At 62.4% G+C, this 24,983-nt stretch carries 33 protein-coding genes; 32 read left to right on the top strand and 1 reads right to left on the bottom strand.

Annotated features, from left to right (window positions below):
- Nucleotides 1-135: 135 nt before the first annotated feature.
- The 3 genes from V1288_RS32870 to V1288_RS32860 all read left to right on the top strand — a co-directional run bounded on the left by V1288_RS32870 (nt 136) and on the right by V1288_RS32860 (nt 5,721).
- Complete coding sequence (locus V1288_RS32870; RefSeq protein ID WP_334360948.1) at nt 136-1,233, top strand: helix-turn-helix transcriptional regulator; 1,098 nt, start codon at nt 136-138, stop codon at nt 1,231-1,233.
- A gap of 246 nt (nt 1,234-1,479) precedes the next feature.
- Nucleotides 1,480-3,534: an FAD-dependent oxidoreductase gene (locus tag V1288_RS32865; protein WP_334360947.1), complete on the top strand. Its 2,055-nt coding sequence runs from the start codon at nt 1,480-1,482 to the stop codon at nt 3,532-3,534.
- 162 nt (nt 3,535-3,696) lie between these two features.
- Nucleotides 3,697-5,721, top strand: a complete 2,025-nt coding sequence (locus V1288_RS32860) for an ABC transporter ATP-binding protein (RefSeq protein ID WP_334360946.1) — start codon at nt 3,697-3,699, stop codon at nt 5,719-5,721.
- On the opposite strand, the gene V1288_RS32855 is transcribed toward V1288_RS32860, so the two are convergent.
- On the bottom strand, nt 5,664-6,887 hold the full coding sequence (locus V1288_RS32855) for an FAD-dependent oxidoreductase (protein WP_334360945.1): 1,224 nt from the start codon (nt 6,885-6,887) through the stop codon (nt 5,664-5,666). The genes V1288_RS32860 and V1288_RS32855 overlap by 58 nt on opposite strands.
- Before the next feature lie 681 nt (nt 6,888-7,568).
- Here V1288_RS32855 and rpsL point away from each other — a divergent pair.
- The 29 genes from rpsL to rpsK all read left to right on the top strand — a co-directional run bounded on the left by rpsL (nt 7,569) and on the right by rpsK (nt 24,950).
- Complete coding sequence (gene rpsL, locus V1288_RS32850) at nt 7,569-7,940, top strand: 30S ribosomal protein S12 (protein WP_025588683.1); 372 nt, start codon at nt 7,569-7,571, stop codon at nt 7,938-7,940.
- 15 nt (nt 7,941-7,955) lie between these two features.
- Nucleotides 7,956-8,426, top strand: a complete 471-nt coding sequence (gene rpsG, locus V1288_RS32845) for a 30S ribosomal protein S7 (RefSeq protein WP_247836430.1) — start codon at nt 7,956-7,958, stop codon at nt 8,424-8,426.
- 29 nt (nt 8,427-8,455) lie between these two features.
- Nucleotides 8,456-10,528 (top strand): elongation factor G, encoded by a 2,073-nt coding sequence (gene fusA / locus V1288_RS32840; RefSeq protein WP_334360944.1) that lies wholly within the window; start codon nt 8,456-8,458, stop codon nt 10,526-10,528.
- Nucleotides 10,529-10,568: 40 nt separating this feature from the next.
- On the top strand, nt 10,569-11,759 hold the full coding sequence (gene tuf, locus V1288_RS32835; RefSeq protein ID WP_334360943.1) for an elongation factor Tu: 1,191 nt from the start codon (nt 10,569-10,571) through the stop codon (nt 11,757-11,759).
- A 93-nt stretch (nt 11,760-11,852) separates the two neighbouring features.
- On the top strand, nt 11,853-12,161 hold the full coding sequence (gene rpsJ, locus V1288_RS32830; protein WP_002712302.1) for a 30S ribosomal protein S10: 309 nt from the start codon (nt 11,853-11,855) through the stop codon (nt 12,159-12,161).
- Between the two features lie 50 nt (nt 12,162-12,211).
- Nucleotides 12,212-12,931, top strand: coding sequence for a 50S ribosomal protein L3 (gene rplC, locus V1288_RS32825; RefSeq protein ID WP_334360942.1), 720 nt, complete (start codon nt 12,212-12,214; stop codon nt 12,929-12,931).
- A 1-nt stretch (nt 12,932) separates the two neighbouring features.
- On the top strand, nt 12,933-13,553 hold the full coding sequence (rplD, locus tag V1288_RS32820) for a 50S ribosomal protein L4 (protein WP_247836434.1): 621 nt from the start codon (nt 12,933-12,935) through the stop codon (nt 13,551-13,553).
- Entirely contained in the window at nt 13,550-13,849 is a 300-nt protein-coding gene (locus V1288_RS32815) for a 50S ribosomal protein L23 (protein ID WP_247836435.1), read from the top strand. Before rplD ends, V1288_RS32815 begins: the two co-directional genes overlap by 4 nt.
- 12 nt (nt 13,850-13,861) lie before the next feature.
- A complete protein-coding gene (gene rplB / locus V1288_RS32810; protein ID WP_334360941.1) occupies nt 13,862-14,695 on the top strand; it encodes a 50S ribosomal protein L2 in 834 nt (277 codons plus the stop codon).
- Nucleotides 14,696-14,707: 12 nt separating this feature from the next.
- Entirely contained in the window at nt 14,708-14,986 is a 279-nt protein-coding gene (gene rpsS, locus V1288_RS32805; protein WP_024509042.1) for a 30S ribosomal protein S19, read from the top strand.
- A gap of 10 nt (nt 14,987-14,996) precedes the next feature.
- Nucleotides 14,997-15,383 (top strand): 50S ribosomal protein L22, encoded by a 387-nt coding sequence (gene rplV, locus V1288_RS32800; protein WP_025588652.1) that lies wholly within the window; start codon nt 14,997-14,999, stop codon nt 15,381-15,383.
- A 19-nt stretch (nt 15,384-15,402) separates the two neighbouring features.
- Nucleotides 15,403-16,104: a 30S ribosomal protein S3 gene (rpsC, locus tag V1288_RS32795; protein ID WP_057849124.1), complete on the top strand. Its 702-nt coding sequence runs from the start codon at nt 15,403-15,405 to the stop codon at nt 16,102-16,104.
- 31 nt (nt 16,105-16,135) lie between these two features.
- Nucleotides 16,136-16,549, top strand: a complete 414-nt coding sequence (rplP, locus tag V1288_RS32790; protein WP_057849123.1) for a 50S ribosomal protein L16 — start codon at nt 16,136-16,138, stop codon at nt 16,547-16,549.
- A 5-nt stretch (nt 16,550-16,554) separates the two neighbouring features.
- Entirely contained in the window at nt 16,555-16,761 is a 207-nt protein-coding gene (rpmC, locus tag V1288_RS32785; protein ID WP_334360940.1) for a 50S ribosomal protein L29, read from the top strand.
- Between the two features lie 10 nt (nt 16,762-16,771).
- Nucleotides 16,772-17,020 (top strand): 30S ribosomal protein S17, encoded by a 249-nt coding sequence (gene rpsQ / locus V1288_RS32780; RefSeq protein WP_057843583.1) that lies wholly within the window; start codon nt 16,772-16,774, stop codon nt 17,018-17,020.
- An 85-nt stretch (nt 17,021-17,105) separates the two neighbouring features.
- Complete coding sequence (gene rplN / locus V1288_RS32775) at nt 17,106-17,474, top strand: 50S ribosomal protein L14 (RefSeq protein WP_011473865.1); 369 nt, start codon at nt 17,106-17,108, stop codon at nt 17,472-17,474.
- Nucleotides 17,474-17,788, top strand: coding sequence for a 50S ribosomal protein L24 (rplX, locus tag V1288_RS32770; RefSeq protein ID WP_057849122.1), 315 nt, complete (start codon nt 17,474-17,476; stop codon nt 17,786-17,788). The genes rplN and rplX overlap by 1 nt, the downstream gene beginning before the upstream one ends.
- The gene (gene rplE / locus V1288_RS32765; protein ID WP_334360939.1) at nt 17,781-18,338 is read left to right on the top strand and encodes a 50S ribosomal protein L5; all 558 of its coding nucleotides are present in this window, start codon (nt 17,781-17,783) and stop codon (nt 18,336-18,338) included. Before rplX ends, rplE begins: the two co-directional genes overlap by 8 nt.
- A 45-nt stretch (nt 18,339-18,383) precedes the next feature.
- The gene (gene rpsN, locus V1288_RS32760; RefSeq protein WP_025588640.1) at nt 18,384-18,689 is read left to right on the top strand and encodes a 30S ribosomal protein S14; all 306 of its coding nucleotides are present in this window, start codon (nt 18,384-18,386) and stop codon (nt 18,687-18,689) included.
- Between the two features lie 14 nt (nt 18,690-18,703).
- Nucleotides 18,704-19,102: a 30S ribosomal protein S8 gene (gene rpsH / locus V1288_RS32755; RefSeq protein ID WP_057834252.1), complete on the top strand. Its 399-nt coding sequence runs from the start codon at nt 18,704-18,706 to the stop codon at nt 19,100-19,102.
- A gap of 15 nt (nt 19,103-19,117) precedes the next feature.
- Entirely contained in the window at nt 19,118-19,651 is a 534-nt protein-coding gene (rplF, locus tag V1288_RS32750) for a 50S ribosomal protein L6 (RefSeq protein ID WP_334360938.1), read from the top strand.
- Nucleotides 19,652-19,662: 11 nt separating this feature from the next.
- Nucleotides 19,663-20,022 (top strand): 50S ribosomal protein L18, encoded by a 360-nt coding sequence (gene rplR / locus V1288_RS32745; RefSeq protein ID WP_334360937.1) that lies wholly within the window; start codon nt 19,663-19,665, stop codon nt 20,020-20,022.
- A gap of 62 nt (nt 20,023-20,084) precedes the next feature.
- The gene (rpsE, locus tag V1288_RS32740) at nt 20,085-20,660 is read left to right on the top strand and encodes a 30S ribosomal protein S5 (protein WP_028349043.1); all 576 of its coding nucleotides are present in this window, start codon (nt 20,085-20,087) and stop codon (nt 20,658-20,660) included.
- Nucleotides 20,661-20,698: 38 nt separating this feature from the next.
- Nucleotides 20,699-20,893, top strand: coding sequence for a 50S ribosomal protein L30 (rpmD, locus tag V1288_RS32735; RefSeq protein WP_334360936.1), 195 nt, complete (start codon nt 20,699-20,701; stop codon nt 20,891-20,893).
- A gap of 75 nt (nt 20,894-20,968) precedes the next feature.
- On the top strand, nt 20,969-21,457 hold the full coding sequence (gene rplO, locus V1288_RS32730) for a 50S ribosomal protein L15 (protein ID WP_247836442.1): 489 nt from the start codon (nt 20,969-20,971) through the stop codon (nt 21,455-21,457).
- A gap of 148 nt (nt 21,458-21,605) precedes the next feature.
- Nucleotides 21,606-22,937, top strand: coding sequence for a preprotein translocase subunit SecY (secY, locus tag V1288_RS32725; RefSeq protein WP_283034132.1), 1,332 nt, complete (start codon nt 21,606-21,608; stop codon nt 22,935-22,937).
- A 76-nt stretch (nt 22,938-23,013) separates the two neighbouring features.
- Nucleotides 23,014-23,886, top strand: a complete 873-nt coding sequence (locus V1288_RS32720; protein WP_334360935.1) for an adenylate kinase — start codon at nt 23,014-23,016, stop codon at nt 23,884-23,886.
- A 185-nt stretch (nt 23,887-24,071) separates the two neighbouring features.
- Complete coding sequence (rpsM, locus tag V1288_RS32715; protein ID WP_334360934.1) at nt 24,072-24,440, top strand: 30S ribosomal protein S13; 369 nt, start codon at nt 24,072-24,074, stop codon at nt 24,438-24,440.
- Between the two features lie 120 nt (nt 24,441-24,560).
- Nucleotides 24,561-24,950 carry a 30S ribosomal protein S11 gene (gene rpsK / locus V1288_RS32710; protein ID WP_006021048.1) on the top strand — a complete coding sequence of 130 codons (390 nt, stop codon included), beginning with the start codon at nt 24,561-24,563 and terminating at the stop codon, nt 24,948-24,950.
- The last annotated feature ends 33 nt before the right edge of the window (nt 24,951-24,983 follow it).

Raw genomic sequence — 24,983 nt, 5'->3', positions numbered from 1 at the left:
GGCTCCATTCCGATCAACAAAAAAGCCGGCTGCGAAGCCGGCTTTTTCTTTCGCGAACGGGAATCTGGCGCTTCACCCGGACGGGTGATGCCTGCTATCAAGTCAGGCAATGGTGTCCAATATCGGCAAGTCCCCATGAGCGAGCCGGTTCATTTCGAATCCCTGATCGATCGCATCTACGAGGCAGGGCTCGTTCCATCGCTTTGGCCGGCGGTACTGGGTGAACTCGGTGCGGCGGTCGGCGGCAATGGCGGTTTTCTGTTCGGCGTGCGGGACGGATACACAAGCGCGGTCAATTCCGTCGAATATGACGAGATCGTGCCGGTTTTCCTGAGAGACGGATGGAGCGAGCGCGATCCTGATTTGCCGCGCGCCATCGCCCTCAATCATGCGGGCTTCGTCACCGACCATGACCTCCTCTCCGAGGAGGAGATCGCGACCAACGACGTCTATTGCAATTTTTACCGCAAACACGGCATCGGTTATCGGGCGGGAACGATCATTCCGATACCGAGCGGCGATTCCATCGCGATTGTCGTGCCGCGGCATCAGGACCGCGGTCCGGTACCGCGGGAAATCGTCACCTTGCTGGATGGGCTGCGGCCGCATCTGGCCCGGGCGTCCCTGACGGCGAACCGCCTTGGCTTCGAGCGTGCCCGCGCGCAGGCTGATGCGCTGCAGGTGCTGGGCCTGCCAGGTGCGGTGTTGCGTGGGCGCGGCCGGGTGTTCGCGGCAAACGGTCTGTTCGAAGCGCTGATGCCTTCGCTGTTTCAGGATCGCGCCCAGCGCGTCACGATAGCGGACGTTGCGGCGGACGTGTTGCTCGGCGAAGCGCTCGGCACGCTGCCTTTTGCCGGTGACCGTACCGTGAAGTCCATACCGATCGCCGCGACGGCAGGTCAAGTACCGATGGTGCTGCATGTGATCCCGGTACGCGGTTCCGCGCACGATATCTTCACGCGGGCTACCGCGCTGTTGGTGGTGACGCCGGTCAACCGCGCCGCGGTGCCGACCGCGGAAGTCCTGCAAGGCCTGTTCGACCTGACGCCGGCGGAAGCGCGCGTGGCGCGGGGCATCGGCCAGGCTGAAACCATCGATACACTTGCCGACGCGTCGGGCGTCAATCGGGAGACCGTGCGCAGCCAGCTCAAGGCCGTGCTGTCGAAGACCGGCCTCTCGCGCCAGCAGGAGCTTGTCAGCCTGCTCGCCGGCAAGGCGTTCCGTGGCGGCTAGATAACCGCGTCCTTGATTGCAGAGGCGGAACGGCCACACCCCGCCGGCGAAATAGGGCTTCCGCAAGAATACGGTGCGAAGTCAAAAGGCGGGCGCAAGCCGGCCTTTTTGCTGCTTTCTTTCATTGCTGCGTTGCGAGGACCTGCTTTGTTCATCTTCCCTTCAGGGTGAAAAGCGCTTTTGCTAGATGCGGTTTAGACCGGCTGCTTCGGAAGGCAGGGGGGCCGGAGGGGCGACGGAAAAGACATGTTGGATCTTGCAATCGTGGGCGGCGGCCCGGGCGGGCTGATGAGTGCCTGGTATTTGAAGAAAAAGCTCGGCGATCTCTGCCGCGTCACGATCTACGAGGCATCCGACAGAATCGGGGGCAAGATTGTCTCGCGCAAATTCGATTCCGCGCCGGCGATGTACGAGGCAGGCGTCGCCGAAATCTACGATTATTCAATGACCGGCCCGGATCCCTTAAGGGAACTGATCCAGCATTTCGGCCTGCAGACCATACCGATGGACGCCGAGCAGGTGCATCTCGACGGTGAGCTGCTCCACGACGTGCCGGGCATGCGCCGCAAATATGGTGAGAAGACCGCGGCTGCGATCGAGGCGTTCCGCAAGCGCTGCAGCGACATGGTCTCGCCGATCGAATATTACGAGGGCGTCGGCGCCCACGACAACGAGCACCCTTGGGCCTACATGACCTGCGAGGAAGTGCTCGACAAGGAAGTCGACGATCCCATCGCCAAGCGCTTCTTCAAGGTGATGGCGCGCTCGGATATCGCGACTGAAAGCCACAATACCAACGGGCTGAACGCGCTGAAGAACTTCGTGATGGATATCGACGGCTATATCGGCCTGTACTCGATCCAGAACGGCAACGAGCAGTTGATCGAGTGCCTGCGCTCGGAAGTCGATGCCAACATCCAGCTCAATCACCGCGTGCTCAAGGTCGGCAAGACCAATAGCGGCCGCTATCAACTCAATATGATGAACGGGAAGGGGCCGGAGACACGGGATTTCGATCTGGTGCTGATGTGTCTGCCACATTCCTGGCTCGCCACCATGCGTTGGGATGGCGAAGAGCTGCGCAAGTCGATGGTCAAGCACGTCGCCTATTTCGACCGTCCGGCGCATTACCTTCGGGTTTCGATCCTGTTCGACGAGCCGTTCTGGGGCGAGAAGATCGCCGGCGCCTGGTTCATGTCGGAAGCGTTCGGCGGCTGCTGCGTCTATAATGAGGGCGCCCGCCACGACGTCGGCAAGCACGGCGTGCTCAACTGGCTGATCGCAGGTTCCGATGCGCTGGCGTTTGCCAATCTCAGCGACCAGGAACTGATCGACGCGGCGCTCAAGTCGCTGCCGGCCGCGTTCGGCAACGCCCGCGACCATTTCATGGAAGGCAGGATTCACCGCTGGCTGTCATCGGTGAACGCGCTGCCGGGCGGGATGCCGGTGCGGGACGTCATGACCAACCATCGTCCGGAACCGAAGCAGCACCCGGGGATCGTGGTGGTCGGCGATTATCTGTTCGATTCGACGCTCAATGGCCTGCTCGATTCTTCCGACGCCGCCACCGATATCGTTCTGACCGAGATGATGCGGTTGCGCCGTGCCCGGGCCCAGCAAGGCGAGCTGTCATCCGACAAGATCGACCTCAGCTATTTCGAGAATTACCGTGGCATTGGCCCGTATAGCGAAGTCTGGAACCGGTTTACCGATCCGGCCTATCTGACGGACCTGATCAAGATCGTCTGGGACAGGGCCAAGGGCTACAAGCTGCTCGTCGCCGGCTCCGCCAGCGGCGAACTGGTCGGCGCGCTACGCGAGCGCGGCATCGATGCCTGGGGTATCGAAAACAACAAGGCGATCCACGCCAAAACGCCGAAGGCACTGAAAAAGTACAACAAGCTCGGCTCCATCGTCGACATGCCGTTCAAGGACGACGAATTCGATTTCGTGTTCGAGACCAGCCTTTGCCATGTCGCCGAAAAGCAGGTGCCGCGGGCGGTGCGCGAACTCAACCGCGTCGTGAAGACCGGGCTGGTGTTCGGGTCGGTGACGTCCGACATGGCCCCCGCGCTGATCGACCGTTACGACCTGCTGCGCGGCGTGAAGAAGCTCGGTACCTGGTGGGAATGGTCCGAATTGTTCTTCGGCAACGGCTTCGACCTCTCGATGCACCGCCGTGACTGCACCGATGCGGTGTGGGCGGCGACGCTGGCCGCCAACAAGGGGCCGGGGCAGTGGTACGCCGACGCCGACAGCCTGCGCTATTCGTTCTTCGACAAGGTCGAATCGGACGATTGAGGTTCGACCAGTTGTATTAAGGCGCGCCCGGCTCTGATGAATCAGCGCCGCGCGCCAAATGTTTGCCGAATTGATCCCGATCGCATAGAATCCGTGCGGTAGCGCCCGCCGCTGCCGCGTTCGATTTGCGGTCATGCCGGCCGTGCAGCATCGGTTGGTTTTATGGCGCCCAAGCCTCCTTCCTCGGATGATCAGAATTCCGCGCCGGCGGACGATCCCGAGCTTGCGAAGAAGCTCTTATTGGCGACTGTCGCCCCGCTTTCCGGCGGCAAGGCGGCCGGCGCGCCCTCCGACGATGAGAAGGAAGACGACGACGAACTGGAGCTTGAGGACGATGAAGACGACGAGGATCTCGTCGTCTTCACCGCCAAGGAAGCCGCCGGCGCGCTGGCGACGATGTACGGCTTCGTCAAGCCGTATCTGGGCAATTACAGGAAACTTCTGATCTTCGTCAGTTTCGGGGTCTTGGTCGAGACGTTGTTCAATGTCATCATGCCGCTGAGCCTCAAATTCCTGATCGACGACGCGCTCGGCGAAGAGGATTTTCAGGCACTCTACAAGATCCTTGGCGTGCTGGCGGTCGCCGGCATCATCACCTCGATCATTGCGGTCTGGTATGAACGCTGGGATGCGCGGCTGGCGGCGTGCATCATTGCCGATGTACGGGCGCGGCTGTTCGAGCACGTCCAGAATCTGCCGTCATCGTATTTTGCCCGCACCAAGCGCGGTGAGATTCTCTCGCGCTTCTCGATCGATCTCGCGGCCTTCGAAGGCTCGATCAAGACCTTCGCCAACAGCGCGGCGCTGCCGTTCCTGGAACTGATCGCCGGCATCATCCTGATGCTGTTTTTGAACTGGCAGCTCGCGGCGGTCGCCTTGCTGGTATTTCCGATCACGCTGATCGGGCCGCGAATCCTGACGCCGAAGGCGGTGCAGGCAAATTACGAGCAGAAATTGAACGAGTCGGCGCTGCTCGGCACGGTGCAGGAAAACGTGGCGGCGCAGGCGGTGATCAAGGCGTTCAGCCTGCAGCGCCGTACGCTCGGCTGGTTCACCATGCGCAACCAGGATGTGCGCATCAAGACCGCGTCCGCTGTCTTCCTTTCCACGATGGTGGAGCGCACCGTCACCATTTCAGTCTTGCTGCTGCACCTCGTCGTGCTGGCGATCGGCGCCTATCTCGCCACCAAGGGCCAGATCACCATCGGCACGTTCGTCACTTTTGAGAGCGCATTCTGGGAGGTGTCCTACAACATCGCTCACCTGATGCACTTCATTCCGGTGTCGATCCAGTCGGCGGCGGCGGTGCGGCACATGCAGGAACTGCTGGACGAGCCGACGCGCGGCGCCGATCGTCCGGGCGCGCCCGATCTGCCGCGCATCACCAACGACATCACATTCGACCGCGTCACCTTCGCCTACGAAGGCAGCGAGACGCCGGTGCTGGATAATTTCAGCCTCAAGCTCGGCGTCGGCAAGCGCATCGCGATCGTGGGTCCGAGCGGCTCGGGCAAGAGCACGCTGCTCAACCTGATCCTGCGCCTTTACACGCCGGACGAGGGGCGGGTCGCGATCGACGGCGTCGATATCCGCCGCGTGACGCGCGAATCCCTGCGGGCGAGCATGGCGATCGTGTTCCAGGAGAACATGCTGTTCAACATGTCGATCCGCGAGAATATCCGGCTCGGCAAGGAAGGCGCCAGCGACGAGGAGGTCGAGGAGGCGGCGCGCAAGGCTGAGATTCACCGCTACATCACGAGCCTGCCGCAGAAATACGACACGCCGGTCGGCGAGCGCGGCGACACGCTGTCGGGTGGCCAGCGCCAGCGCATCGCGATTGCGCGTGCGATCATCCGCAATCCCTCGCTGCTGCTGCTCGACGAGGCGACGTCGGCGCTCGACCAGACCACGGAAGCCGCGATCAACCGCACGCTTCTCAACGTGGCGGAGGGGCGCACCATGATCTGGTCGACCCACCGCCTGACGTCGGTGGTCGAGATGGACGAGATCATCGTGATTTCGGGCGGCAAGGCAATCGAGCGCGGCTCGCATGCGCAATTGCTCGCGGCCAACGGCGTCTATCGCAAGCTCTGGGACGACCAGGGCCACACGCCGCACCAGGCCGCCGCTCAGGCCGACGACGACAATGAAGACGATGACGATGATGAGGATGATGACGAGGAGTAAGCGCGGCGGTTTAACGCCGCGCTGACGCGGCTGCGCATCCGCCGCATGGCACCTTCGCCCAACCACGCCAGGAAGCGCGCCCAACGCTGTGCACGCCAGTACAGCCCGTTCTCGATCGTGACCTTGCGGAAGCTGACGGCCTTGGCCATCGACCAGGCGTCGCAGGCCTGCTTGACCGGATCGTCATAGAAGGAAGCGATCTTGGCCGCATCCATGCCCTCGGTCGCAAGCCAGACGGGGATATGGACGTTGCAGAGTCGGGCTATGTCGGTGAACACTTTGTCGGTACCGGTGCCGGTCACCGGGCAGGTCGCCGCAAAGGCGTCGCCGACCAGAACGACGCCGGGCTGGCGATAGCCGGTAGAGACGTAAAGGTCCGCAGGCCGGATCTTGACGTCGCCGGCAACGCCGTATTCGCCGGTGATCCGGCGCAGCCTGGGCAGCGCGGCATTCATGGTTTCGACCGGCCGCTTCCGCATCTCGCGCAGCCAGGGGTCGTCGACCTCGCGGTAGACGAAAAGGTTGGCGCGCATCCGGTTTCCGACAGGGAAGAGCGTCACATAAGCGACGCGCTCCTTGGCCCGCTCCGAAAAATAGGTCAGGGCGGGAAATTCGAAGGCCGGGCGGCCGACCGGCACCAGGTCAAATCCGATCGAGATGGAATGGCTGACGCTGAGGACCTGGCGCTCGATGCCGAGATTGCGGCGCAGCCCGACACTTAGCCCGTTGGCCAGCACCACCAGGCGCGCCGAGAGCGTTTCGCCGTTGGACAGCGTGAGCTTCTGCCGCTCTGCGCTGGTCGAGACATCGGTCACCTTGCCGTAGACGAGTTCGGCGGGAGCTACGATTTCCGCCCGGACCGCGCCGATCAGCGCGTCGTACATGATGCCGTATTGGCGGCTCGGCTTCTTGTCGAGCAGGTAGCCGAATCGCGCGATCCAGTTTTCGCCGTCATGGGTGGCCGAGCGAAGCACCGAATCGGCGATTCCGGTCTGGTAAAAGCGGCCGAGCTGCTCGTCGCCGCTGATTTTTTCGACGCGGAAGTCGAACGGATAGACCTGATGCGGATCGATCAGAACTGTCGGAATTCCCGCGCGTCCGAGCATGGCGGCGGCGGTCGAGCCGGCCAGGCCGCCGCCGATGATCGCAATGTCGGTGTATTTCATGGGCAATCCCGGCTTCAAAGCGCTAGTTTTGACCCCCGAATGGCAAATAAAGGCTTAGCCGGGAAAAGCTGGAACCGAGAATTATGTTTCTGGATATATTTATCCGGGTAAAATAAGCCACTCGAAAGGGGCCAGGGAAGGGTGGCGCATCACCATTTCGGACTTCCCGAATTCACGCGAAGCACTGAATCCGTAGACGCCATAGGCATTTCCAGTGTTCTCGTTTCGCTTGACTTAGCCATTCACCGCTTATAGAAGACGGCCACTTAACGACAGGCGGTGAGCAACGCCAGCGTCGGAACGGAACACCCTTTCAAATCCTTACGGAAGTTTCCTAAAGGACCGGGACGGGCACCACCCTCGACGAATGCCGCTCAAACGCTGTCGATCATATTTGCTAGGCAATGCCAGGACGATTTTAGTTCTCTTGAGCACGTCCTCTTGAGAGTGAACTCGGATGCATGACCTCGGTAGCAGGCCGGACAGCGAACGCTGATCGGCCTTCACTTGCGGTCCTCTGTGGCGTCGAAGCGCTTTCCGCTCAGCGATGAGTGGTTGGCGCGATTTCGTTTTGCGTGGATGTTTTTTCTGCGCAAGGCGGGCCGAACGGAACGGCTAGTTCCGAGAAGAATTTGCGAAAGCCAGTCTAGGTTTCGCGTGAACTAAAGGGTGAAGGCTGACATGCCGACGATCAACCAACTGATCGCAAATCCGCGTGCGGTGCAGAAGTCACGCAAGAAGGTGCCGGCGCTGCAGCAGTCGCCGCAGAAGCGCGGTGTTTGCACGCGCGTCTATACCACGACCCCGAAGAAGCCGAACTCGGCGCTGCGTAAGGTCGCCAAGGTGCGCCTGACCAACGGCTTCGAAGTGATCGGCTACATCCCGGGTGAAGGCCATAACCTTCAGGAGCACTCGGTGGTGATGATCCGCGGCGGCCGCGTCAAGGACTTGCCTGGCGTGCGCTACCACATCCTCCGCGGCGTCCTCGACACCCAGGGCGTCAAGAACCGTAAGCAGCGCCGTTCGAAGTACGGCGCGAAGCGTCCGAAATAAGCGGGAACAGACAAGATGTCTCGTCGCCATTCTGCCGAAAAGCGTGAAGTCAACCCGGACCCGAAGTTCGGGAACATCGTCATTACGAAGTTCATGAACTCGATCATGTATGACGGCAAGAAGTCCGCTGCCGAAAACATCGTCTACGGCGCGCTCGCCATGATCGAGGCCAAGACCAAGCAGGGGCCGCTCACGGTGTTCGAGCAGGCGCTGGAAAACGTCATGCCGACCATCGAAGTGCGCTCGCGCCGCGTCGGCGGCGCCACCTACCAGGTGCCGGTCGAAGTGCGTTCGGTTCGCCGTCAGGCGCTGGGCATTCGCTGGATCATCACGGCGGCACGCGACCGCAATGAAAAGACGATGACGGAGCGGCTCTCGGCCGAGCTGCTCGACGCGTCGAACAACCGGGGGAACGCCGTCAAGAAGCGTGAAGACGTGCACCGGATGGCGGAAGCCAACCGTGCCTTCTCGCATTATCGCTGGTAACGGCGAAGAACGGATTTAAGGAACAGCCCATGCCCCGCGTTCATGCCATCGAGAACTACCGCAACTTCGGTATTATGGCGCATATCGATGCCGGTAAGACCACGACCACCGAGCGCATCCTCTATTACACCGGGAAGAGCCACAAGATCGGCGAAGTGCACGAAGGTGCCGCGACGATGGACTGGATGGAGCAGGAGCAGGAGCGTGGCATCACGATCACCTCGGCTGCGACCACCGCGTTCTGGAACGGCAAGCGCCTGAACATCATCGACACCCCCGGCCACGTCGACTTCACCATCGAAGTCGAGCGTTCCCTGCGCGTGCTCGACGGCGCCGTATGCGTGCTCGATTCCAACCAGGGCGTCGAGCCGCAGACCGAAACCGTCTGGCGTCAGGGCGACAAGTACAAGGTTCCGCGCATCGTCTTCGCCAACAAGATGGACAAGACCGGCGCGGATTTCTTCAAGTGTCTCGCCGACATCGTCGACCGCCTCGGCGCCAAGCCGATCGCGATCCAGCTTCCGATCGGCGCCGAGAACAATTTCAAGGGCCTCGTCGACCTCGTCGTCATGAAGGGCATCATCTGGAACGATGAATCGCTCGGCGCGAAATTCGACTACGTCGACATCCCGGCCGACCTCGTCGACCAGGCCAAGGAATACCGCGAGAAGATGATCGAAGCCGCCGTCGAGCTCGACGACGATGCCATGGCCGCTTACCTCGACGGCAAGGAGCCGGATGAGGCGACGCTCAAGCGCCTGATCCGTAAAGCCGTGCTGACCGGCGCCTTCTATCCCGTGCTGTGCGGTTCGGCCTTCAAGAACAAGGGCGTGCAGCCGCTGCTCGACGCCGTCGTCGACTATCTGCCGTCGCCGGTCGACGTGCCCGCGATCAAGGGCACCGATGACGACGGCAACGAAGTGGTGCGCAAGGCCGACGACAAGGAGCCGCTGGCTCTGCTTGCATTCAAGATCATGGACGATCCGTTCGTCGGCACCATCACCTTCTGCCGCATCTATTCGGGCGTGCTGCAGAGCGGCACCGGCGTCGTCAACTCGACCCGCGAGAAGAAAGAACGTATCGGCCGCATGCTTCTGATGCATGCGAATAACCGCGAGGACATCAAGGAAGCCTATGCCGGCGACATCGTCGCGCTGGCGGGCCTGAAGGAAGCGCGCACCGGTGACACGCTGTGCGATCCCGACAAGCAGGTGATCCTGGAAAAGATGGAATTCCCGGAGCCGGTGATCGAAATCGCGATCGAGCCGAAGTCGAAGGCCGACCAGGAAAAGCTCGGTGTCGCTCTGGCGAAGCTCGCCGCCGAAGATCCGTCGTTCCGCGTGTCGACCGACCAGGAGTCCGGCCAGACCATCCTCAAGGGCATGGGCGAACTCCATCTCGACATCAAGGTCGACATCCTCAAGCGTACCTACAAGGTCGACGCCAACATCGGCGCGCCGCAGGTGGCGTTCCGCGAGCGGGTCACCAAGCGTGCTGAAGTCAAGTACACGCACAAGAAGCAGACCGGCGGTACCGGTCAGTTCGCCGAAGTGTCGATCATCGTCGAGCCGAACGAGCCCGGCAAGGGTTACGAGTTCGAGTCGAAGATCGTCGGCGGCGCAGTGCCGAAGGAATACATCCCCGGCGTCGAAAAGGGCCTCAACAGCGTGATGGGCTCGGGCGTCGTTGCCGGCTTCCCGGTGGTGGACGTCAAGGTCCAGCTCGTCGACGGCAAGTATCACGACGTCGACTCCTCGGCGCTGGCCTTCGAAATCGCATCGCGCGCGGCGTTCCGCGAAGCGCTGCAGAAGGGCAAGTCCGTTCTGCTCGAGCCGATCATGAAGGTCGAAGTGGTGACCCCGGAAGACTATACCGGTTCGGTCATCGGCGACCTGAATTCCCGGCGCGGACAGATCCAGGGCCAGGACATGCGCGGCAACGCCAACGTCATCAACGCGATGGTGCCGCTCATGAACATGTTCGGGTATGTGAATAACCTGCGCTCGATGAGCCAGGGACGCGCGACCTTTACGATGCAATTCGATCACTACGCTGAAGCGCCGGCGAACGTGTCGGCAGAAGTCCAGAAGAAGTTTGCCTGATTGTCGTTGGTTCAAAGCTAACGACTGAACGGAGAGTCAAATGGCCAAAGCAAAGTTTGAACGTAATAAACCGCACTGCAACATCGGAACCATCGGTCACGTCGACCATGGCAAGACCTCGCTGACCGCAGCGATCACCAAGGTGCTGGCTGAAACCGGCGGTGCGACGTTCACGGCGTACGACCAGATCGACAAGGCGCCGGAAGAGAAGGCGCGCGGCATCACCATCTCGACCGCTCACGTCGAATACGAAACCAAGAATCGGCACTACGCCCACGTCGACTGCCCAGGCCACGCCGACTATGTGAAGAACATGATCACCGGCGCAGCCCAGATGGACGGCGCGATCCTGGTCGTGTCGGCCGCCGACGGCCCGATGCCGCAGACCCGCGAGCACATCCTGCTTGCCCGTCAGGTCGGCGTTCCCGCCCTCGTCGTGTTCCTGAACAAGTGCGACATGGTCGACGATCCGGAATTGCTCGAGCTCGTCGAGATGGAAGTCCGCGAACTGCTCTCGAAGTACGAGTTCCCGGGCGACACCATTCCGATCATCCGCGGCTCGGCGCTCGCAGCGCTCGAAAACAAGGACCCGAAGCTCGGCCACGACGCGGTCCTGGAGTTGATGAAGGCGGTCGACGAGAGCATCCCGCAGCCGGCCCGTCCGGTCGACCAGCCGTTCCTGATGCCGGTCGAAGACGTGTTCTCGATCTCGGGCCGCGGCACCGTGGTGACCGGCCGCGTCGAGCGCGGCATCATCAAGGTCGGTGAGGAAATCGAAATCGTAGGCCTCCGCGACACCCAGAAGACCATCGTCACGGGCGTCGAAATGTTCCGCAAGCTGCTCGATCAGGGCCAGGCCGGCGACAACATCGGTGCGCTGCTCCGCGGCACCAAGCGCGAGGAAGTTGAGCGCGGCCAGGTGCTGTGCAAGCCGGGTTCGGTCAAGCCGCATACCAAGTTCAAGGCTGAGGCCTACATCCTGACCAAGGAGGAGGGCGGTCGTCACACCCCGTTCTTCACCAACTACCGGCCCCAGTTCTACTTCCGCACCACCGACGTGACCGGCGTCGTCCATCTGCCGGAAGGCACCGAGATGGTGATGCCCGGCGACAACATCGCGATGGAAGTGCACCTGATCGTGCCGATCGCGATGGAAGAAAAGCTCCGCTTCGCAATCCGCGAAGGCGGCCGCACCGTTGGTTCGGGCGTCGTCTCCAGCATCATCGAGTAAGCAGCGAACAGGGAACGGCGAATAGCGAGTGAGTTCACTCGCTGTTCGCCTCCATCATTCGCAAGAAGCGACGACAAAGAAAGACAAACGGCAATGAACGGCCAGAATATTCGCATCCGTCTCAAGGCGTTCGACCATCGTATCCTCGATACGTCGACCCGCGAGATCGTGAACACGGCGAAACGTACCGGTGCCCAGGTTCGCGGACCTATCCCGCTGCCCACCCGCATCGAGAAGTTCACCGTCAACCGTTCTCCGCACGTCGACAAGAAGAGCCGCGAGCAATTCGAGATGCGCACCCACAAGCGCCTTCTCGACATTGTCGACCCGACCCCGCAGACCGTCGATGCTCTCATGAAGCTCGACCTGGCCGCCGGTGTCGACGTCGAGATCAAGCTCTAAATTTCAGGATCGTCCGAAGTTAGCGGACAGAAAGAACAGGAAGCACGCCGATGCGCTCCGGAGTGATCGCACAAAAGGTCGGGATGACGCGGGTCTTTACGGAGACCGGCGAACATATCCCTGTGACCGTGCTGAAGCTGGGCAATTGCCAGGTGTTGGGCCACCGCACGACCGAAAAGAACGGTTACGTCGCGCTGCAGCTCGGTGCCGGGACCCGCAAGACCGTTTATCTGCCGAAGGCAGAGCGCGGCCAGTTTGCGGTCGCCAAGGTCGAGCCCAAGCGGAAGGTCACCGAGTTCCGCGTGTCCGAGGACGCGCTGATCCCGGTTGGCGCCGAGATTCAGGCGGACCATTTCGTGGTCGGCCAGTTCGTCGACGTCACCGGCACCTCGGTCGGTAAGGGTTTTGCCGGCGGCATGAAGCGCTGGAATTTCGGCGGTCTGCGCGCCACCCACGGTGTGTCGGTTTCGCATCGTTCGATCGGTTCGACCGGCGGACGCCAGGATCCCGGCAAGACCTTCAAGAACAAGAAGATGCCCGGTCACATGGGTGTCGACCGTATCACCACGCTCAATCTGCGTGTGGTGCAGACCGACGTCGAGCGCGGCCTGATCCTCGTCGAAGGCGCCGTTCCCGGCTCCAAGGGCGGCTGGATCTCGGTGCGCGACGCCGTAAAGAAGCCGTTGCCGAAGGAAGCTCCGAAGCCCGGCAAGTTCAAGGTTGCCGGCGGCGAGCAGGCTGAGGCTCCGGCCGAGCAGGAGGGCGCGTGAGATGGAACTGAAAGTCACGACCCTTGAAGGTAAGGAAGCCGGATCGGTTCAGCTCTCGGACGCGATCTTCGGTCTCGAGCCCCGCGCCGACATCATCCAGCGTTGCGTGCAATGGCAGCTCAACAAGCGCCAGGCCGGAACGCACAAGACGCAGGGCCGCGCCGATGTCTGGCGCACCGGCAAGAAGATGTACAAGCAGAAGGGCACCGGCGGCGCCCGTCACGGCTCGGCCCGCGTGCCGCAGTTCCGCGGCGGTGGCCGTGCGTTCGGTCCGGTGGTTCGCTCGCATGCGACCGACTTGCCGAAGAAGGTGCGCGCGCTGGCGCTCAAGCACGCGCTGTCGGCGAAAGCCAAGGACGGCGGCCTGATCGTGATCGACAGCGCCCAGATCAAGGAAGCCAAGACCAAGGCGCTGGTCGGCCACTTCTCGGGTCTCGGCCTGACCAATGCGCTGATCATCGACGGCGCCGAGCTCAACAACGGTTTCGCGACCGCGGCTCGCAACATTCCGAATATCGACGTGCTGCCGATCCAGGGCATCAACGTCTACGACATTCTGCGCCGTCAGAAGCTCGTGCTGACGAAGGCGGCAGTCGATGCGCTGGAGGCGCGCTTCAAATGAAGAATATCGATCCGCGCCATTACGACGTGATCGTTGCGCCCGTCGTCACCGAAAAGGCGACGGTGGCGTCCGAGCACAACAAGGTCGTGTTCAAGGTCGCCGGCAAGGCGACCAAGCCGCAAATCAAGGAAGCCGTCGAGAAGCTGTTCGACGTCAAGGTGAAGAGCGTGAACACGCTGGTCCGCAAGGGCAAGACCAAGGTGTTCCGCGGCAATTTCGGTTCGCAGTCGGACGTCAAGCGGGCGATCGTGACCCTCGAAGAGGGCCACCGCATCGACGTCACCACCGGACTATAAGGCGACACAGCGATGGCATTGAAAACTTACAATCCGACGACGCCGGGCCAGCGCCAGCTGGTGATGGTCGACCGTTCGGCCCTCTACAAGGGCAAGCCGGTGAAGGCGCTGACCGAGGGCAAGCTCGGTAACGGCGGCCGCAACAACACCGGCCGCATCACGGTGCGCTTCCGCGGCGGCGGCCACAAGAAGGCCTACCGCATCGTGGACTTCAAGCGGAACAAGGTCGACATGCCCGCCGTCGTCGAGCGGCTGGAATATGATCCGAACCGCACCGCGTTCATCGCGCTGATCAAGTATCAGGACGGCGAGCAGGCCTACATCCTGGCGCCGCAACGGCTGGCCGCGGGCGACACGGTGGTTGCCGGCAATTATGTCGACGTCAAGCCCGGCAACGTCATGCCGCTCGGCAACATGCCGGTCGGCACCATCGTCCATAACATCGAGATGAAGATCGGGAAGGGTGGCCAGATCGCGCGTTCGGCCGGCACCTACGCCCAGATCGTCGGCCGCGACCAGGATTACGTCATCCTGCGCCTGAATTCGGGCGAGCAGCGCCTGGTGCACGGCCGTTGCCGCGGCACCATCGGTGCGGTGTCGAACCCCGACCACATGAACATCTCGATCGGCAAGGCCGGCCGCACCCGCTGGCTCGGCTGGCGCCCGCATAACCGCGGCGTCGTCATGAACCCGATCGACCATCCGCACGGCGGCGGCGAAGGCCGCACCTCGGGCGGCCGCCACCCGGTTACCCCGTGGGGCAAGCCGACCAAGGGCAAGAAGACGCGGTCGAACAAGTCGACCAATCGATTCATCCTCCTAAGCCGCCATAAGCGGAAGAAGTAAGGAACGCCGGACATGGTTCGTTCAGTCTGGAAAGGCCCGTTCGTCGAAGCCTCTCTGCTCAAGAAGGCAGATGCTGCGCGCGCGTCCGGCCGTCATGACGTCATCAAGATCTGGAGCCGCCGCTCGACCATCCTGCCGCAATTCGTCGGCCTGACGTTCGGCGTCTACAACGGCCAGAAGCACGTGCCGGTCTCGGTCAACGAGGAAATGGTGGGTCACAAGTTCGGCGAGTTCTCGCCGACCCGTACCTTCCATGGCCACTCTGGCGACAAGAAAGCCAAGAAGGCTTGAGGAATAGACGATGAGCAAACCAAAGCGCGAACGTAGCCTCGCGGACAACGAGGCCAAGGCTGTTGCCCGGATGCTGCGCGTCAGCCCGCAGAAGCTCAATCTTGTCGCGCAGTTGATCCGCGGCCGGAAGGCTTCGGCTGCGCTCGCCGACCTGCAGTTCTCGCGCAAGCGGATCGCGGTCGACGTCAAGAAGTGCCTGGAATCGGCGATTGCGAACGCCGAGAACAACCATGACCTCGAGGTCGACGATCTCGTCGTCGCCGAGGCCCATGTCGGCAACGGCATCGTCATGAAGCGTTTTTCGCCGCGCGGCCGTGGCCGTTCGGGGCGTGTGTATAAACCGTTCTCGCACCTGACCATCGTGGTTCGTCAGGTCGAGGCCGAGGCAAGCGCTTAAAGCGGCGCGGGAGAAAACGATGGGTCAAAAGATCAATCCAATCGGACTGCGTCTCGGTATCAACCGCACGTGGGATTCGCGTTGGTTCGCCGGCAAGAACGAGTACGGCAAGCTGCTGCACGAAGACGTCAAGATCCGCGAGATCCTGCACAAGGAGCTCAAGCAGGCCGCTGTTGCCCGCATCGTGATCGAGCGTCCGCACAAGAAGTGCCGCGTGACGATCCATTCGGCGCGTCCGGGCGTCGTGATCGGCAAGAAGGGCGCCGACATCGACAAGCTGCGCAAGCGCGTTGCCGACATCACGGCTTCCGACGTCGTCATCAACATCGTCGAAATCCGCAAGCCCGAACTCGACGCCACCCTGGTCGCCGAATCGATCGCCCAGCAGCTCGAGCGCCGCGTCGCGTTCCGCCGCGCCATGAAGCGGGCGGTGCAGTCGGCGATGCGCCTCGGCGCCGAGGGTATTCGCATCAACTGCTCGGGCCGTCTCGGCGGCGCCGAAATCGCGCGCATGGAATGGTACCGTGAAGGCCGCGTGCCGCTGCACACGCTGCGCGCCGACGTCGATTACGGCGTGGCGACCGCGTTCACCACGTTCGGCACCTGCGGCGTCAAGGTCTGGATCTTCAAGGGCGAGATCCTCGAGCACGATCCGATGGCCCAGGACAAGAAGATGGCCGAAGGCGACACCGCACGTCCGCGCCGCGACGCCGCTGCGTGAGATATTAGAGAAGGTTTGAGGGCTTAAAGCCATGATGCAACCAAAGAAAACGAAGTTCCGGAAGGCGCATAAGGGCCGTATCCACGGCGTTGCGACTTCGGGTGCGACGTTGTCGTTCGGCCAGTTCGGCCTGAAGGCGATGGCGCCCGAGCGCATCACCGCCCGCCAGATCGAAGCCGCGCGCCGCGCGCTGACCCGTCACATGAAGCGCGCCGGCCGCGTCTGGATCCGCGTATTTCCCGACCTGCCGGTGTCGAAGAAGCCTGCCGAAGTCCGCATGGGCTCCGGCAAGGGCACGCCGGAACTGTGGGTGGCGCGGGTCAAGCCCGGCCGCGTGATTTTCGAGATCGACGGCGTCAACGTGCAGACCGCGAAGGAAGCGCTTACGCTGGCCGCCGCCAAGCTGCCGATCAAGACGCGCTTCGTCGCGCGCATTGCGGAGTAACCGTCATGGCCCCGATGAAAGTTGAAGACATCCGCGCGATGAGCGACGACCAGAGGGAGGACGCCGTCCTCAATCTGAAGAAGGAGCGTTTCAATTTGCGTTTCCAGCGCGCCACCGGGCAGCTGGAGAACACCTCGCGGCTGCGTGAAGCCCGCCGCGATATCGCCCGCATCAAGACCATCGCCGCGCAGTCGCGCGCGAAGAAGAAGTAAGAGGCCACCAATGCCGAAACGTACCCTTCAGGGCGTGGTCGTGAGCGACAAGCAAGCCAAGACGGTGGTGGTGCGCGTCGATCGCCGCTTCACCCATCCGATCTACAAGAAGACGATCCGCCGCTCCAAGAACTACCACGCGCACGACGAGAACAGCGAGTTTAAGCCGGGCGATATGGTCTGGATCGAGGAGAGCAAGCCGATCTCCAAGCTGAAGCGCTGGACCGTGGTCCGGGGCGAGCAGAAGAAAACCGCCTGAGACTCGTTCGGCCCGGCCGGATGAGTAATCAGGAAAAATTTTAGGCGCTAATTCGAGCGCATCAGAAAGAGGACGAGGTGCATCAATGATTCAGATGCAGACCAACCTCGACGTGGCCGACAATTCAGGCGCACGCCGTGTCATGTGCATCAAGGTGCTGGGGGGCTCCAAGCGCCGCTATGCCACCGTGGGCGACGTTATCGTCGTGTCGATCAAGGAAGCCATCCCGCGCGGGAAGGTGAAGAAGGGCGACGTGATGAAGGCCGTCGTGGTGCGGGTCCGCAAGGACATCCGCCGCGCCGACGGCTCGGTCATCCGGTTCGACCGCAACGCCGCGGTGCTGATCAACAACCAGTCGGAGCCGGTCGGCACCCGTATCTTCGGGCCGGTGCCGCGCGAGCTGCGCGCCAAGAACCACATGAAAATCATCTCGCTTGCGCCGGAGGTGCTGTGATGGCTGCCAAGATCCGGAAAGGTGACAAGGTCATCGTGCTGAGCGGCCGCGACAAGGGCCGTACCGGCGAAGTATTCGAGGTCCGCCCCGCCGAGAACAAGGCGCTGGTGCGCGGCGTCAACATGGTGAAGCGTCACCAGAAGCAGACCCAGAACCAGGAAGGCGGCATCATCTCCAAGGAGTCGCCGATCCACCTGTCCAACATCGCCTATGTCGGCAAGGACGGAAAGCCGACCCGCGTGGGCTTCAAGATTCAGGCTGATGGCAAGAAGGTACGCATTGCCAAGAGCTCGGGAGCAGAGATCGATGGCTGATACCGCTTACACACCGCGCCTGCGCGCGGAGTATGACAAGAGCATTCGTGGCCAGCTGACCGAAAAGTTCGGCTACGCCAACGTCATGCAGGTGCCGCGGCTGGACAAGGTCGTGCTCAACATGGGCGTCGGCGATGCCGTCAATGATCGCAAGAAGGCCGAGACCGCGGCTGCCGAATTGACGCAGATCGCCGGCCAGAAGGCGGTCGTGACCTATTCGCGGATCGCGATCGCGACCTTCAAGCTGCGCGAGAACCAGCCGATCGGCTGCAAGGTCACGCTGCGCAAGGCCAAGATGTACGAGTTCATCGATCGCCTGGTGAACGTGGCGCTGCCGCGCGTGCGTGACTTCCGTGGCCTCAATCCGAAGAGCTTCGACGGCCGCGGCAACTACTCGCTCGGCCTCAAGGAGCACATCATTTTCCCCGAAATCGATTTCGACAAGGTTTCGGAAGCCCGCGGCATGGACATCACGGTCTGCACCACGGCCAAGACCGACGACGAGGCGCGTGCCTTGTTGACCGCATTCAATTTCCCGTTCCGGCAGTGAGACGCAGCTAAAGCCTCTCAAACGCGGAAACCTAGGAGCCAAAGCATGGCAAAGAAGAGTTCGATCGAGAAGAACAACCGGCGCAAGCGGATGACGAAGAACGCCGCCCCGCAGCGTGCGAAGCTGAAGGCGATCATCGCCGACAAGACCAGGCCGATGGAAGAGCGCTTCGCGGCGACGCTGAAGCTCGCTCAGATGCCGCGCAATTCGTCGGCGACGCGCATCCGCAACCGTTGCGAACTGACCGGTCGTCCGCGCTCGAACTACCGCAAGAACAAGCTTTCCCGCATCGCGCTACGCGAACTCGGCTCCAAGGGCCTGGTTCCCGGGCTCGTGAAGTCGAGCTGGTAAGGAGGGTCGGAACAATGTCAACGCACGATCCGATCTCCGATCTCATCACCCGCATCCGCAACGCGCAGATGCGTTCGAAGTCCAAGGTCTCGACCCCGGGCTCGAAGATGCGCGCCAGCGTGCTCGAAGTGCTGAAGTCCGAGGGTTACATCCGCGGCTACGCCAGCGTCGAACACGCTTCGGGCCGCAGCGAGCTCGAGATCGAATTGAAGTATTTCGACGGCGAGCCCGTCATTCGCGAGATCGAGCGGGTCTCGAAGCCGGGCCGCCGGGTTTACGCCTCGGTGAAGAACCTGCCGCGGGTGAATAACGGTCTCGGCATTTCGGTATTGTCGACGCCGAAGGGAATCATGGCTGACCACGCCGCGCGTGACGCGAATGTGGGCGGCGAAATTCTCTTCACGGTGTTCTGAGGAAGGATTGAAGCCATGTCACGTGTTGGCAAACGGCCCGTTCCGATCCCGTCCGGTGTGACGGCGAGCGTCGAAGGGCAGACCGTCAAGATGAAGGGGCCGAAGGGCCAGCTTCAGTTCGTCGTGCATGACGACGTCGAGGTGAAGTTCGAGGACGGCGCGGTCAAGGTCGCGCCTCGGATCGAAACCAACCGGGCGCAGGCGATGTACGGCACCGCACGCGCGCAGGTCGCCAACCTGGTCGAGGGCGTCACCAAGGGTTTCGAGAAGAAGCTCGAGATCACCGGCGTCGGTTACCGTGCTGCGCTGCAGGGCAAGAACCTGCAGCTGGCGCTCGGCTACAGCCACGATGTCGTCTACGCGATCCCGGAAGGCATCACCATCGCGGTGCCGAAGCCGACCGAGATCACGATCACGGGCACCGATTCCCAGCGCGTCGGCCAGGTCGCGGCTGAGATCCGCGCCTACCGTCCGCCGGAGCCCTACAAGGGCAAGGGCGTGAAGTACGCCAACGAATTCATCTTCCGCAAGGAAGGCAAGAAGAAGTAACGGAGCCGGTCATGTCACTCAAGGTCACGAATGCCCGGCGCAAGCAGCGCGTGCGGAACTCGCTGCGCCGGACCGCCAATGGACGCCCGCGTCTGTCGGTGTTCCGTTCGTCGAAGCACATCTACGCCCAGGTCATCGACGACCTGAAGGGCGAGACGCTGGCTTCCGCCTCGTCGCTGGAAAAAAACATGCGCGAGGGCGGCAACACGGGCGCCAACATCGATGCGGCCAAGGCCGTCGGCAAGCTGCTGGCGGAACGCGCCGTGCAGAAGGGCGTCAAGGAAGTGGTGTTCGATCGCGGTCAGTATCTCTATCACGGGCGCGTCAAGGCGCTTGCGGATGCGGCCCGCGAAAGCGGACTGAGCTTCTAACGAACCGGTTTTGGAAATTTACGAGGACAGGGGCTCTCTTCCCCTAAAGATTGGAAAACACCATGGCAGGTGAACGCGAACGCGGCGGCCGCGAACGGAGCAGGGATCGCGAGGAGCGCGACAGCGAGTTCGTCGACAAGCTCGTCCACATCAATCGCGTGGCGAAGGTCGTCAAGGGCGGCAAGCGCTTCGGCTTTGCGGCGCTGGTCGTGATCGGCGATCAGAAGGGCCGGGTCGGTTTCGGCCACGGCAAGGCGCGCGAAGTTCCCGAGGCGATCCGCAAGGCGACCGAGTCGGCCAAGCGTAATCTGACGCGCGTCGCACTGCGCGAAGGCCGCACGCTGCATCACGACATCGCCGGCCGCCACGGCGCCGGCCGCGTCTACCTGCGCGCTGCTCCGGCCGGTACCGGCATCATCGCTGGCGGCCCGATGCGCGCGGTGTTTGAGACGCTCGGCATCCAGGACGTGGTGGCGAAGTCGATCGGCTCGTCGAATCCCTACAACATGGTTCGCGCCACTTTCGACGCGCTGAAGCATCAGGATTCGCCGCGTTCGGTGGCCGCGCGCCGCAACATCAAGGTGTCCACGCTGCAGTCGCGCCGCGTCGGCGGCGACGCCGAAGTGGTGGCTGAATAACCGGCGCGATTTTTTAGGCGCTCTTTGGAGTTAAGACGATGGCCAAGGCCGCAAAGACGATCAAGGTCGAGCAGACCGGTAGCGCAATCCGCCGCCATCACTCGCAGCGCGCGACGCTGATCGGCCTCAAGCTCAACAAGATCGGTCGTGTGACCGAGTTGCAGGACACGCCTGCAATTCGCGGCATGATCGCCAAGGTTCAACATCTCGTCCGCATCGTCGACGAGAAATAAGATCGGAGCATGATTCCGAAAAGCGGGTACCGGTTCTCGGTTAAGATCATGCTCCAAGGATAAAGGAAGCTAACGATGAAGCTCAGCGATATCGCCGACAACGCCGGCTCGCGCAAGAAGCGGATGCGCGTCGGCCGTGGCATCGGTTCAGGCAAGGGCAAGACTTCGGGCCGCGGCGGCAAGGGCCAAACCGCGCGTTCGGGCGTGCGCATCAAGGGCTTCGAGGGCGGCCAGATGCCGCTGCATCGCCGCCTGCCGAAGCGCGGCTTCAACAACATCTTCCGGCTCGACTTCGCCGAGATCAACCTGGACCGGCTGCAGCAGGCGATCGACGCCAAGCTGGTCGACGTCAAGGAAACCGTCACCGTCGAATCGCTGGTCAAGGCCGGCGTGATCCGTCGCGCCAAGGACGGCCTGCGGCTGCTCGGCCGCGGCGAACTCAAGGCCAAGCTCGCGATTGAGGTGCATGGCGCCTCCAAATCCGCGGTCGCGGCGGTCGAGAAGGCCGGCGGCACCGTGAAGATCCTGGCCCCGGCCAAGAAGGAAGAAGGCGAGGCGGCGTAACATCTGCGTCATCGCCCGCTCAGTGGCGGGCGATCCGCACGTGAGAGCGATGGACTTATCGAAGCCGAGCACCAAATAATGTCCGGCGTCTGCCGATCGCCCCGGGGAAGGGGCGGCGGTTTGAGGGGCGGCGGGAGAAAGCCTGAACATGGTCTCAGCAGCAGAACAACTTGCGGCAAACCTCAATTTCGGCGCTTTGGCGAAGGCCGACGAACTGAAGAAGCGCATCTGGTTCACGCTGGGTGCGCTGCTTGTTTATCGGCTCGGCACCTACATTCCGCTGCCCGGCATCGATCCTGCGATCTGGGAGCAGGTGTTCAAGTCGCAGGCCGGCGGCATTCTCGGCATGTTCAATATGTTCGCCGGCGGCGGCATCCACCGCATGGCGATCTTCGCGCTGAACATCATGCCGTACATCTCGGCATCGATCATCATCCAGCTCCTGACCACGGTTTCCCCGCAGCTCGAAGCGCTGAAGAAGGAAGGCGAGGCCGGCCGCAAGACGCTGAACCAGTACACCCGCTATCTGACGGTGATCCTGGCCGCGTTCCAGTCCTACGGCATTGCCGTCGGCCTGCAGGGCGCCGGAAACGTCGTCAGCGACCCCGGCATTTTCTTCCTGCTCTCGACCACGATCACGCTGACCGGCGGCACCATGTTCCTGATGTGGCTCGGCGAGCAGATCACCTCGCGCGGCATCGGCAACGGCATTTCGCTGATCATTCTGGCCGGCATCGTCGCCGAGCTGCCGTCCGCGCTCGCCAACATGCTGGAACTGGGACGCCAGGGCGCGCTCTCGACCGGCCTGATCCTGATCGTGATCGTGATGGCGGTCGCCGTGATCGCCTTCATCGTGTTCATGGAGCGCGCGCAGCGAAGGCTTCTGATCCAGTATCCGAAACGCCAGGTCGGCAACAAGATGTTCGAGGGCCAGTCCTCGCATCTGCCGCTCAAGCTCAACACGTCAGGCGTGATCCCGCCGATCTTCGCCTCGTCGCTGCTGCTGCTGCCGGCCACCGTTGCAAACTTCAACGCCGGCAAGGGCCCGGAATGGTTCCAGTGGCTCAACACCCAACTCAGCCACGGTCGGCCGCTGTTCCTGTTCCTTTATCTGGCGCTGATCGTGTTCTTCGCCTTCTTCTACACCGCGATTGTGTTCAACCCGACCGAGACTGCCGACAATTTGAAGAAGCACGGCGGCTTCATCCCCGGCATCCGCCCGGGCGAGCGCACCGCCGAATATATCGATTACGTGCTGTCGCGCGTTACCGTGCTGGGTGCGATCTATCTGGCGATCGTCTGTCTGATTCCCGAGATCCTGATTTCCTACGCTTCGGTGCCGTTCTATTTCGGCGGCACCTCGCTTCTGATCGTCGTCAGCGTGACCATGGATACGGTGGCGCAGGTGCAGGGCTATCTCCTGGCCCATCAGTATGAGGGGCTGATCAGGAAATCCAAGCTGAGGGGCCGCCGCCGCTGATCAGCGGACACGCGTGGTCTGAAATTCAATACAGGGTGTGCGGCGTCTCGCTCACCAAGCCGGGGGGCGAAAAGTCATGAGATTGATCCTTTTGGGTCCGCCGGGGGCGGGCAAGGGGACCCAGGCACAGCGGCTGGTTCAGAAGTACGGCATCGTCCAGCTCTCGACCGGCGAGATGCTGCGTGCGGCGGTCACAGCCCAAACGCCGGTCGGCCTGCAGGCCAAGGACATCATGGCGAGCGGCGCGCTGGTGCCGGATGAGATCGTGATCGGGATCATCTCCGACCGTCTCGACCAGCCCGACATGAAGAACGGCTTCATCCTCGACGGCTTTCCCCGCACGGTGCCGCAGGCGGCAGCCCTCGACGAACTCCTGAAGAGGAAACACATCAAGCTCGACGCCGTAATCGAATTGCGCGTCAACGAAAGCGCGCTGCTGGACCGCGTCGAGACGCGCGTCGCCGAGATGCGGGCGCGCGGCGAGGAAGTGCGAATCGATGATACCCCGGAAGTGCTGTCGAAGCGGCTGGCGAGCTATCGCTCGCTGACCGAGCCGCTGATCCACTATTATTCCGAGCGTCGGAAGCTGGCGACCGTCGACGGGATGATGACCATCGAGCAGGTCACAAGGGAGATCAACCGGATCCTCTCCGCCGTCGGCGCAGTGGAACCCAAAGCCGCGGCCCCGGCCAGGAAGGCCGTAGGAGCCTCCAGGACGACCGCCAGGCCCGCGGGCATGGCTGCCAAAACCGCCAAGAAAGCCGCCAAAACGGCCTCAAGGAGCAAGAAAGCGGCTTCCAAGGGGATTAAGGCAGCAGCTTCCAAGAAGGCAGGGCGGAAGGTCGCCTCGTCCGCCCGGCGCGGAGCCGCTGCCAAGGCCAAAAAGGCGGCAAAGGCCACCGTCCGGAAGGCCGCCAAAAAGGTCACGAAAAAGCGAGCTAAGCGATAGAGGCGGTTGACGAAACCGAGTTGAATCCTTTAATAAGCCCGCATCCAAGTCGGATAGTTTTTTGACGATGCCGGGCCCCGAAGCAGATGAGGGGAAGGGCGTCGTGTTCGCGTTTGCGGAAACCTGCCCGAGATAGCAAGCACTTAAGGCCGGCCCATGAGGGATCGGCGACAGGAGAGAAGTCCGTGGCCCGTATTGCCGGCGTGAATATCCCGACCAACAAGCGCGTTCTGATCGCGCTCCAGTACATCCATGGCATCGGCCAGAAGAACGCGGCCGAGATCATGGAGAAGGTCAAGATCCCGACTGAGCGTCGCGTCAGCCAGCTGAGCGACCAGGAAGTCCTGCAGATCCGCGAAGTGATCGACCGCGACTATCTCGTCGAGGGCGACCTTCGCCGTGAGACCGGTATCAACATCAAGCGTCTGATGGACCTCGGCTGCTATCGCGGCCTGCGTCATCGCCGCGGCCTGCCGGTGCGCGGCCAGCGCACCCACACCAATGCGCGCACGCGCAAGGGCCCGGCCAAGTCGATCGCCGGCAAGAAGAAGTAAGCGGGCGAATAGCGAATAGGGAATGGCGAGTAGATATCTATTCGCCACTTGCCATCACGTTTTTAGGTGTAGCCGCTGGCAGTACGGCGGCGTTTGAGATCACAGGAAGGTTTTTAGGTTATGGGCAAGGAAGCCACCCGCGTACGCCGTCGCGAACGCAAGAACATCGCTTCGGGCATCGCGCACGTCAATTCGTCGTTCAACAACACGACCATCACCATCACCGACGCGCAGGGCAACACCATTGCCTGGTCCTCGGCCGGCACGATGGGCTTCAAGGGCTCGCGCAAGTCGACCCCCTATGCCGCGCAGGTCGCGGCCGAAGACGTTTCCAAGAAGGCGCAGGAACACGGCATGCGCACGCTGGAAGTGGAAGTTGCCGGCCCGGGTTCGGGCCGTGAATCGGCGCTTCGTGCGCTGCAGGCGGCGGGCTTCACCGTGACGTCGATCCGCGACGTGACGACGATCCCGCACAATGGCTGCCGTCCGCGCAAGCGCCGGCGGGTCTGATATCTGGTCGCGGGCGGCAGGCGCCGCCTCGCG

This window comes from Bradyrhizobium sp. AZCC 2176 (genome assembly GCF_036924645.1).
Classification (GTDB): Bacteria; Pseudomonadota; Alphaproteobacteria; order Rhizobiales; family Xanthobacteraceae; genus Bradyrhizobium.
The sequence above is the reverse complement of the archived record's forward strand: the minus strand, read 5'-3'. Positions and strand labels throughout refer to the sequence as shown.

Coding starts and splice junctions, on each gene's coding strand:
- V1288_RS32870 (WP_334360948.1), top strand. CDS start 136: ATGAGCGAGCCGGTTCATTTCGAATCCCTGATCGATCGCATCTACGAG.
- V1288_RS32865 (WP_334360947.1), top strand. CDS start 1,480: ATGTTGGATCTTGCAATCGTGGGCGGCGGCCCGGGCGGGCTGATGAGT.
- V1288_RS32860 (WP_334360946.1), top strand. CDS start 3,697: ATGGCGCCCAAGCCTCCTTCCTCGGATGATCAGAATTCCGCGCCGGCG.
- V1288_RS32855 (WP_334360945.1), bottom strand. CDS start 6,887: ATGAAATACACCGACATTGCGATCATCGGCGGCGGCCTGGCCGGCTCG.
- rpsL (WP_025588683.1), top strand. CDS start 7,569: ATGCCGACGATCAACCAACTGATCGCAAATCCGCGTGCGGTGCAGAAG.
- rpsG (WP_247836430.1), top strand. CDS start 7,956: ATGTCTCGTCGCCATTCTGCCGAAAAGCGTGAAGTCAACCCGGACCCG.
- fusA (WP_334360944.1), top strand. CDS start 8,456: ATGCCCCGCGTTCATGCCATCGAGAACTACCGCAACTTCGGTATTATG.
- tuf (WP_334360943.1), top strand. CDS start 10,569: ATGGCCAAAGCAAAGTTTGAACGTAATAAACCGCACTGCAACATCGGA.
- rpsJ (WP_002712302.1), top strand. CDS start 11,853: ATGAACGGCCAGAATATTCGCATCCGTCTCAAGGCGTTCGACCATCGT.
- rplC (WP_334360942.1), top strand. CDS start 12,212: ATGCGCTCCGGAGTGATCGCACAAAAGGTCGGGATGACGCGGGTCTTT.
- rplD (WP_247836434.1), top strand. CDS start 12,933: ATGGAACTGAAAGTCACGACCCTTGAAGGTAAGGAAGCCGGATCGGTT.
- V1288_RS32815 (WP_247836435.1), top strand. CDS start 13,550: ATGAAGAATATCGATCCGCGCCATTACGACGTGATCGTTGCGCCCGTC.
- rplB (WP_334360941.1), top strand. CDS start 13,862: ATGGCATTGAAAACTTACAATCCGACGACGCCGGGCCAGCGCCAGCTG.
- rpsS (WP_024509042.1), top strand. CDS start 14,708: ATGGTTCGTTCAGTCTGGAAAGGCCCGTTCGTCGAAGCCTCTCTGCTC.
- rplV (WP_025588652.1), top strand. CDS start 14,997: ATGAGCAAACCAAAGCGCGAACGTAGCCTCGCGGACAACGAGGCCAAG.
- rpsC (WP_057849124.1), top strand. CDS start 15,403: ATGGGTCAAAAGATCAATCCAATCGGACTGCGTCTCGGTATCAACCGC.
- rplP (WP_057849123.1), top strand. CDS start 16,136: ATGATGCAACCAAAGAAAACGAAGTTCCGGAAGGCGCATAAGGGCCGT.
- rpmC (WP_334360940.1), top strand. CDS start 16,555: ATGGCCCCGATGAAAGTTGAAGACATCCGCGCGATGAGCGACGACCAG.
- rpsQ (WP_057843583.1), top strand. CDS start 16,772: ATGCCGAAACGTACCCTTCAGGGCGTGGTCGTGAGCGACAAGCAAGCC.
- rplN (WP_011473865.1), top strand. CDS start 17,106: ATGATTCAGATGCAGACCAACCTCGACGTGGCCGACAATTCAGGCGCA.
- rplX (WP_057849122.1), top strand. CDS start 17,474: ATGGCTGCCAAGATCCGGAAAGGTGACAAGGTCATCGTGCTGAGCGGC.
- rplE (WP_334360939.1), top strand. CDS start 17,781: ATGGCTGATACCGCTTACACACCGCGCCTGCGCGCGGAGTATGACAAG.
- rpsN (WP_025588640.1), top strand. CDS start 18,384: ATGGCAAAGAAGAGTTCGATCGAGAAGAACAACCGGCGCAAGCGGATG.
- rpsH (WP_057834252.1), top strand. CDS start 18,704: ATGTCAACGCACGATCCGATCTCCGATCTCATCACCCGCATCCGCAAC.
- rplF (WP_334360938.1), top strand. CDS start 19,118: ATGTCACGTGTTGGCAAACGGCCCGTTCCGATCCCGTCCGGTGTGACG.
- rplR (WP_334360937.1), top strand. CDS start 19,663: ATGTCACTCAAGGTCACGAATGCCCGGCGCAAGCAGCGCGTGCGGAAC.
- rpsE (WP_028349043.1), top strand. CDS start 20,085: ATGGCAGGTGAACGCGAACGCGGCGGCCGCGAACGGAGCAGGGATCGC.
- rpmD (WP_334360936.1), top strand. CDS start 20,699: ATGGCCAAGGCCGCAAAGACGATCAAGGTCGAGCAGACCGGTAGCGCA.
- rplO (WP_247836442.1), top strand. CDS start 20,969: ATGAAGCTCAGCGATATCGCCGACAACGCCGGCTCGCGCAAGAAGCGG.
- secY (WP_283034132.1), top strand. CDS start 21,606: ATGGTCTCAGCAGCAGAACAACTTGCGGCAAACCTCAATTTCGGCGCT.
- V1288_RS32720 (WP_334360935.1), top strand. CDS start 23,014: ATGAGATTGATCCTTTTGGGTCCGCCGGGGGCGGGCAAGGGGACCCAG.
- rpsK (WP_006021048.1), top strand. CDS start 24,561: ATGGGCAAGGAAGCCACCCGCGTACGCCGTCGCGAACGCAAGAACATC.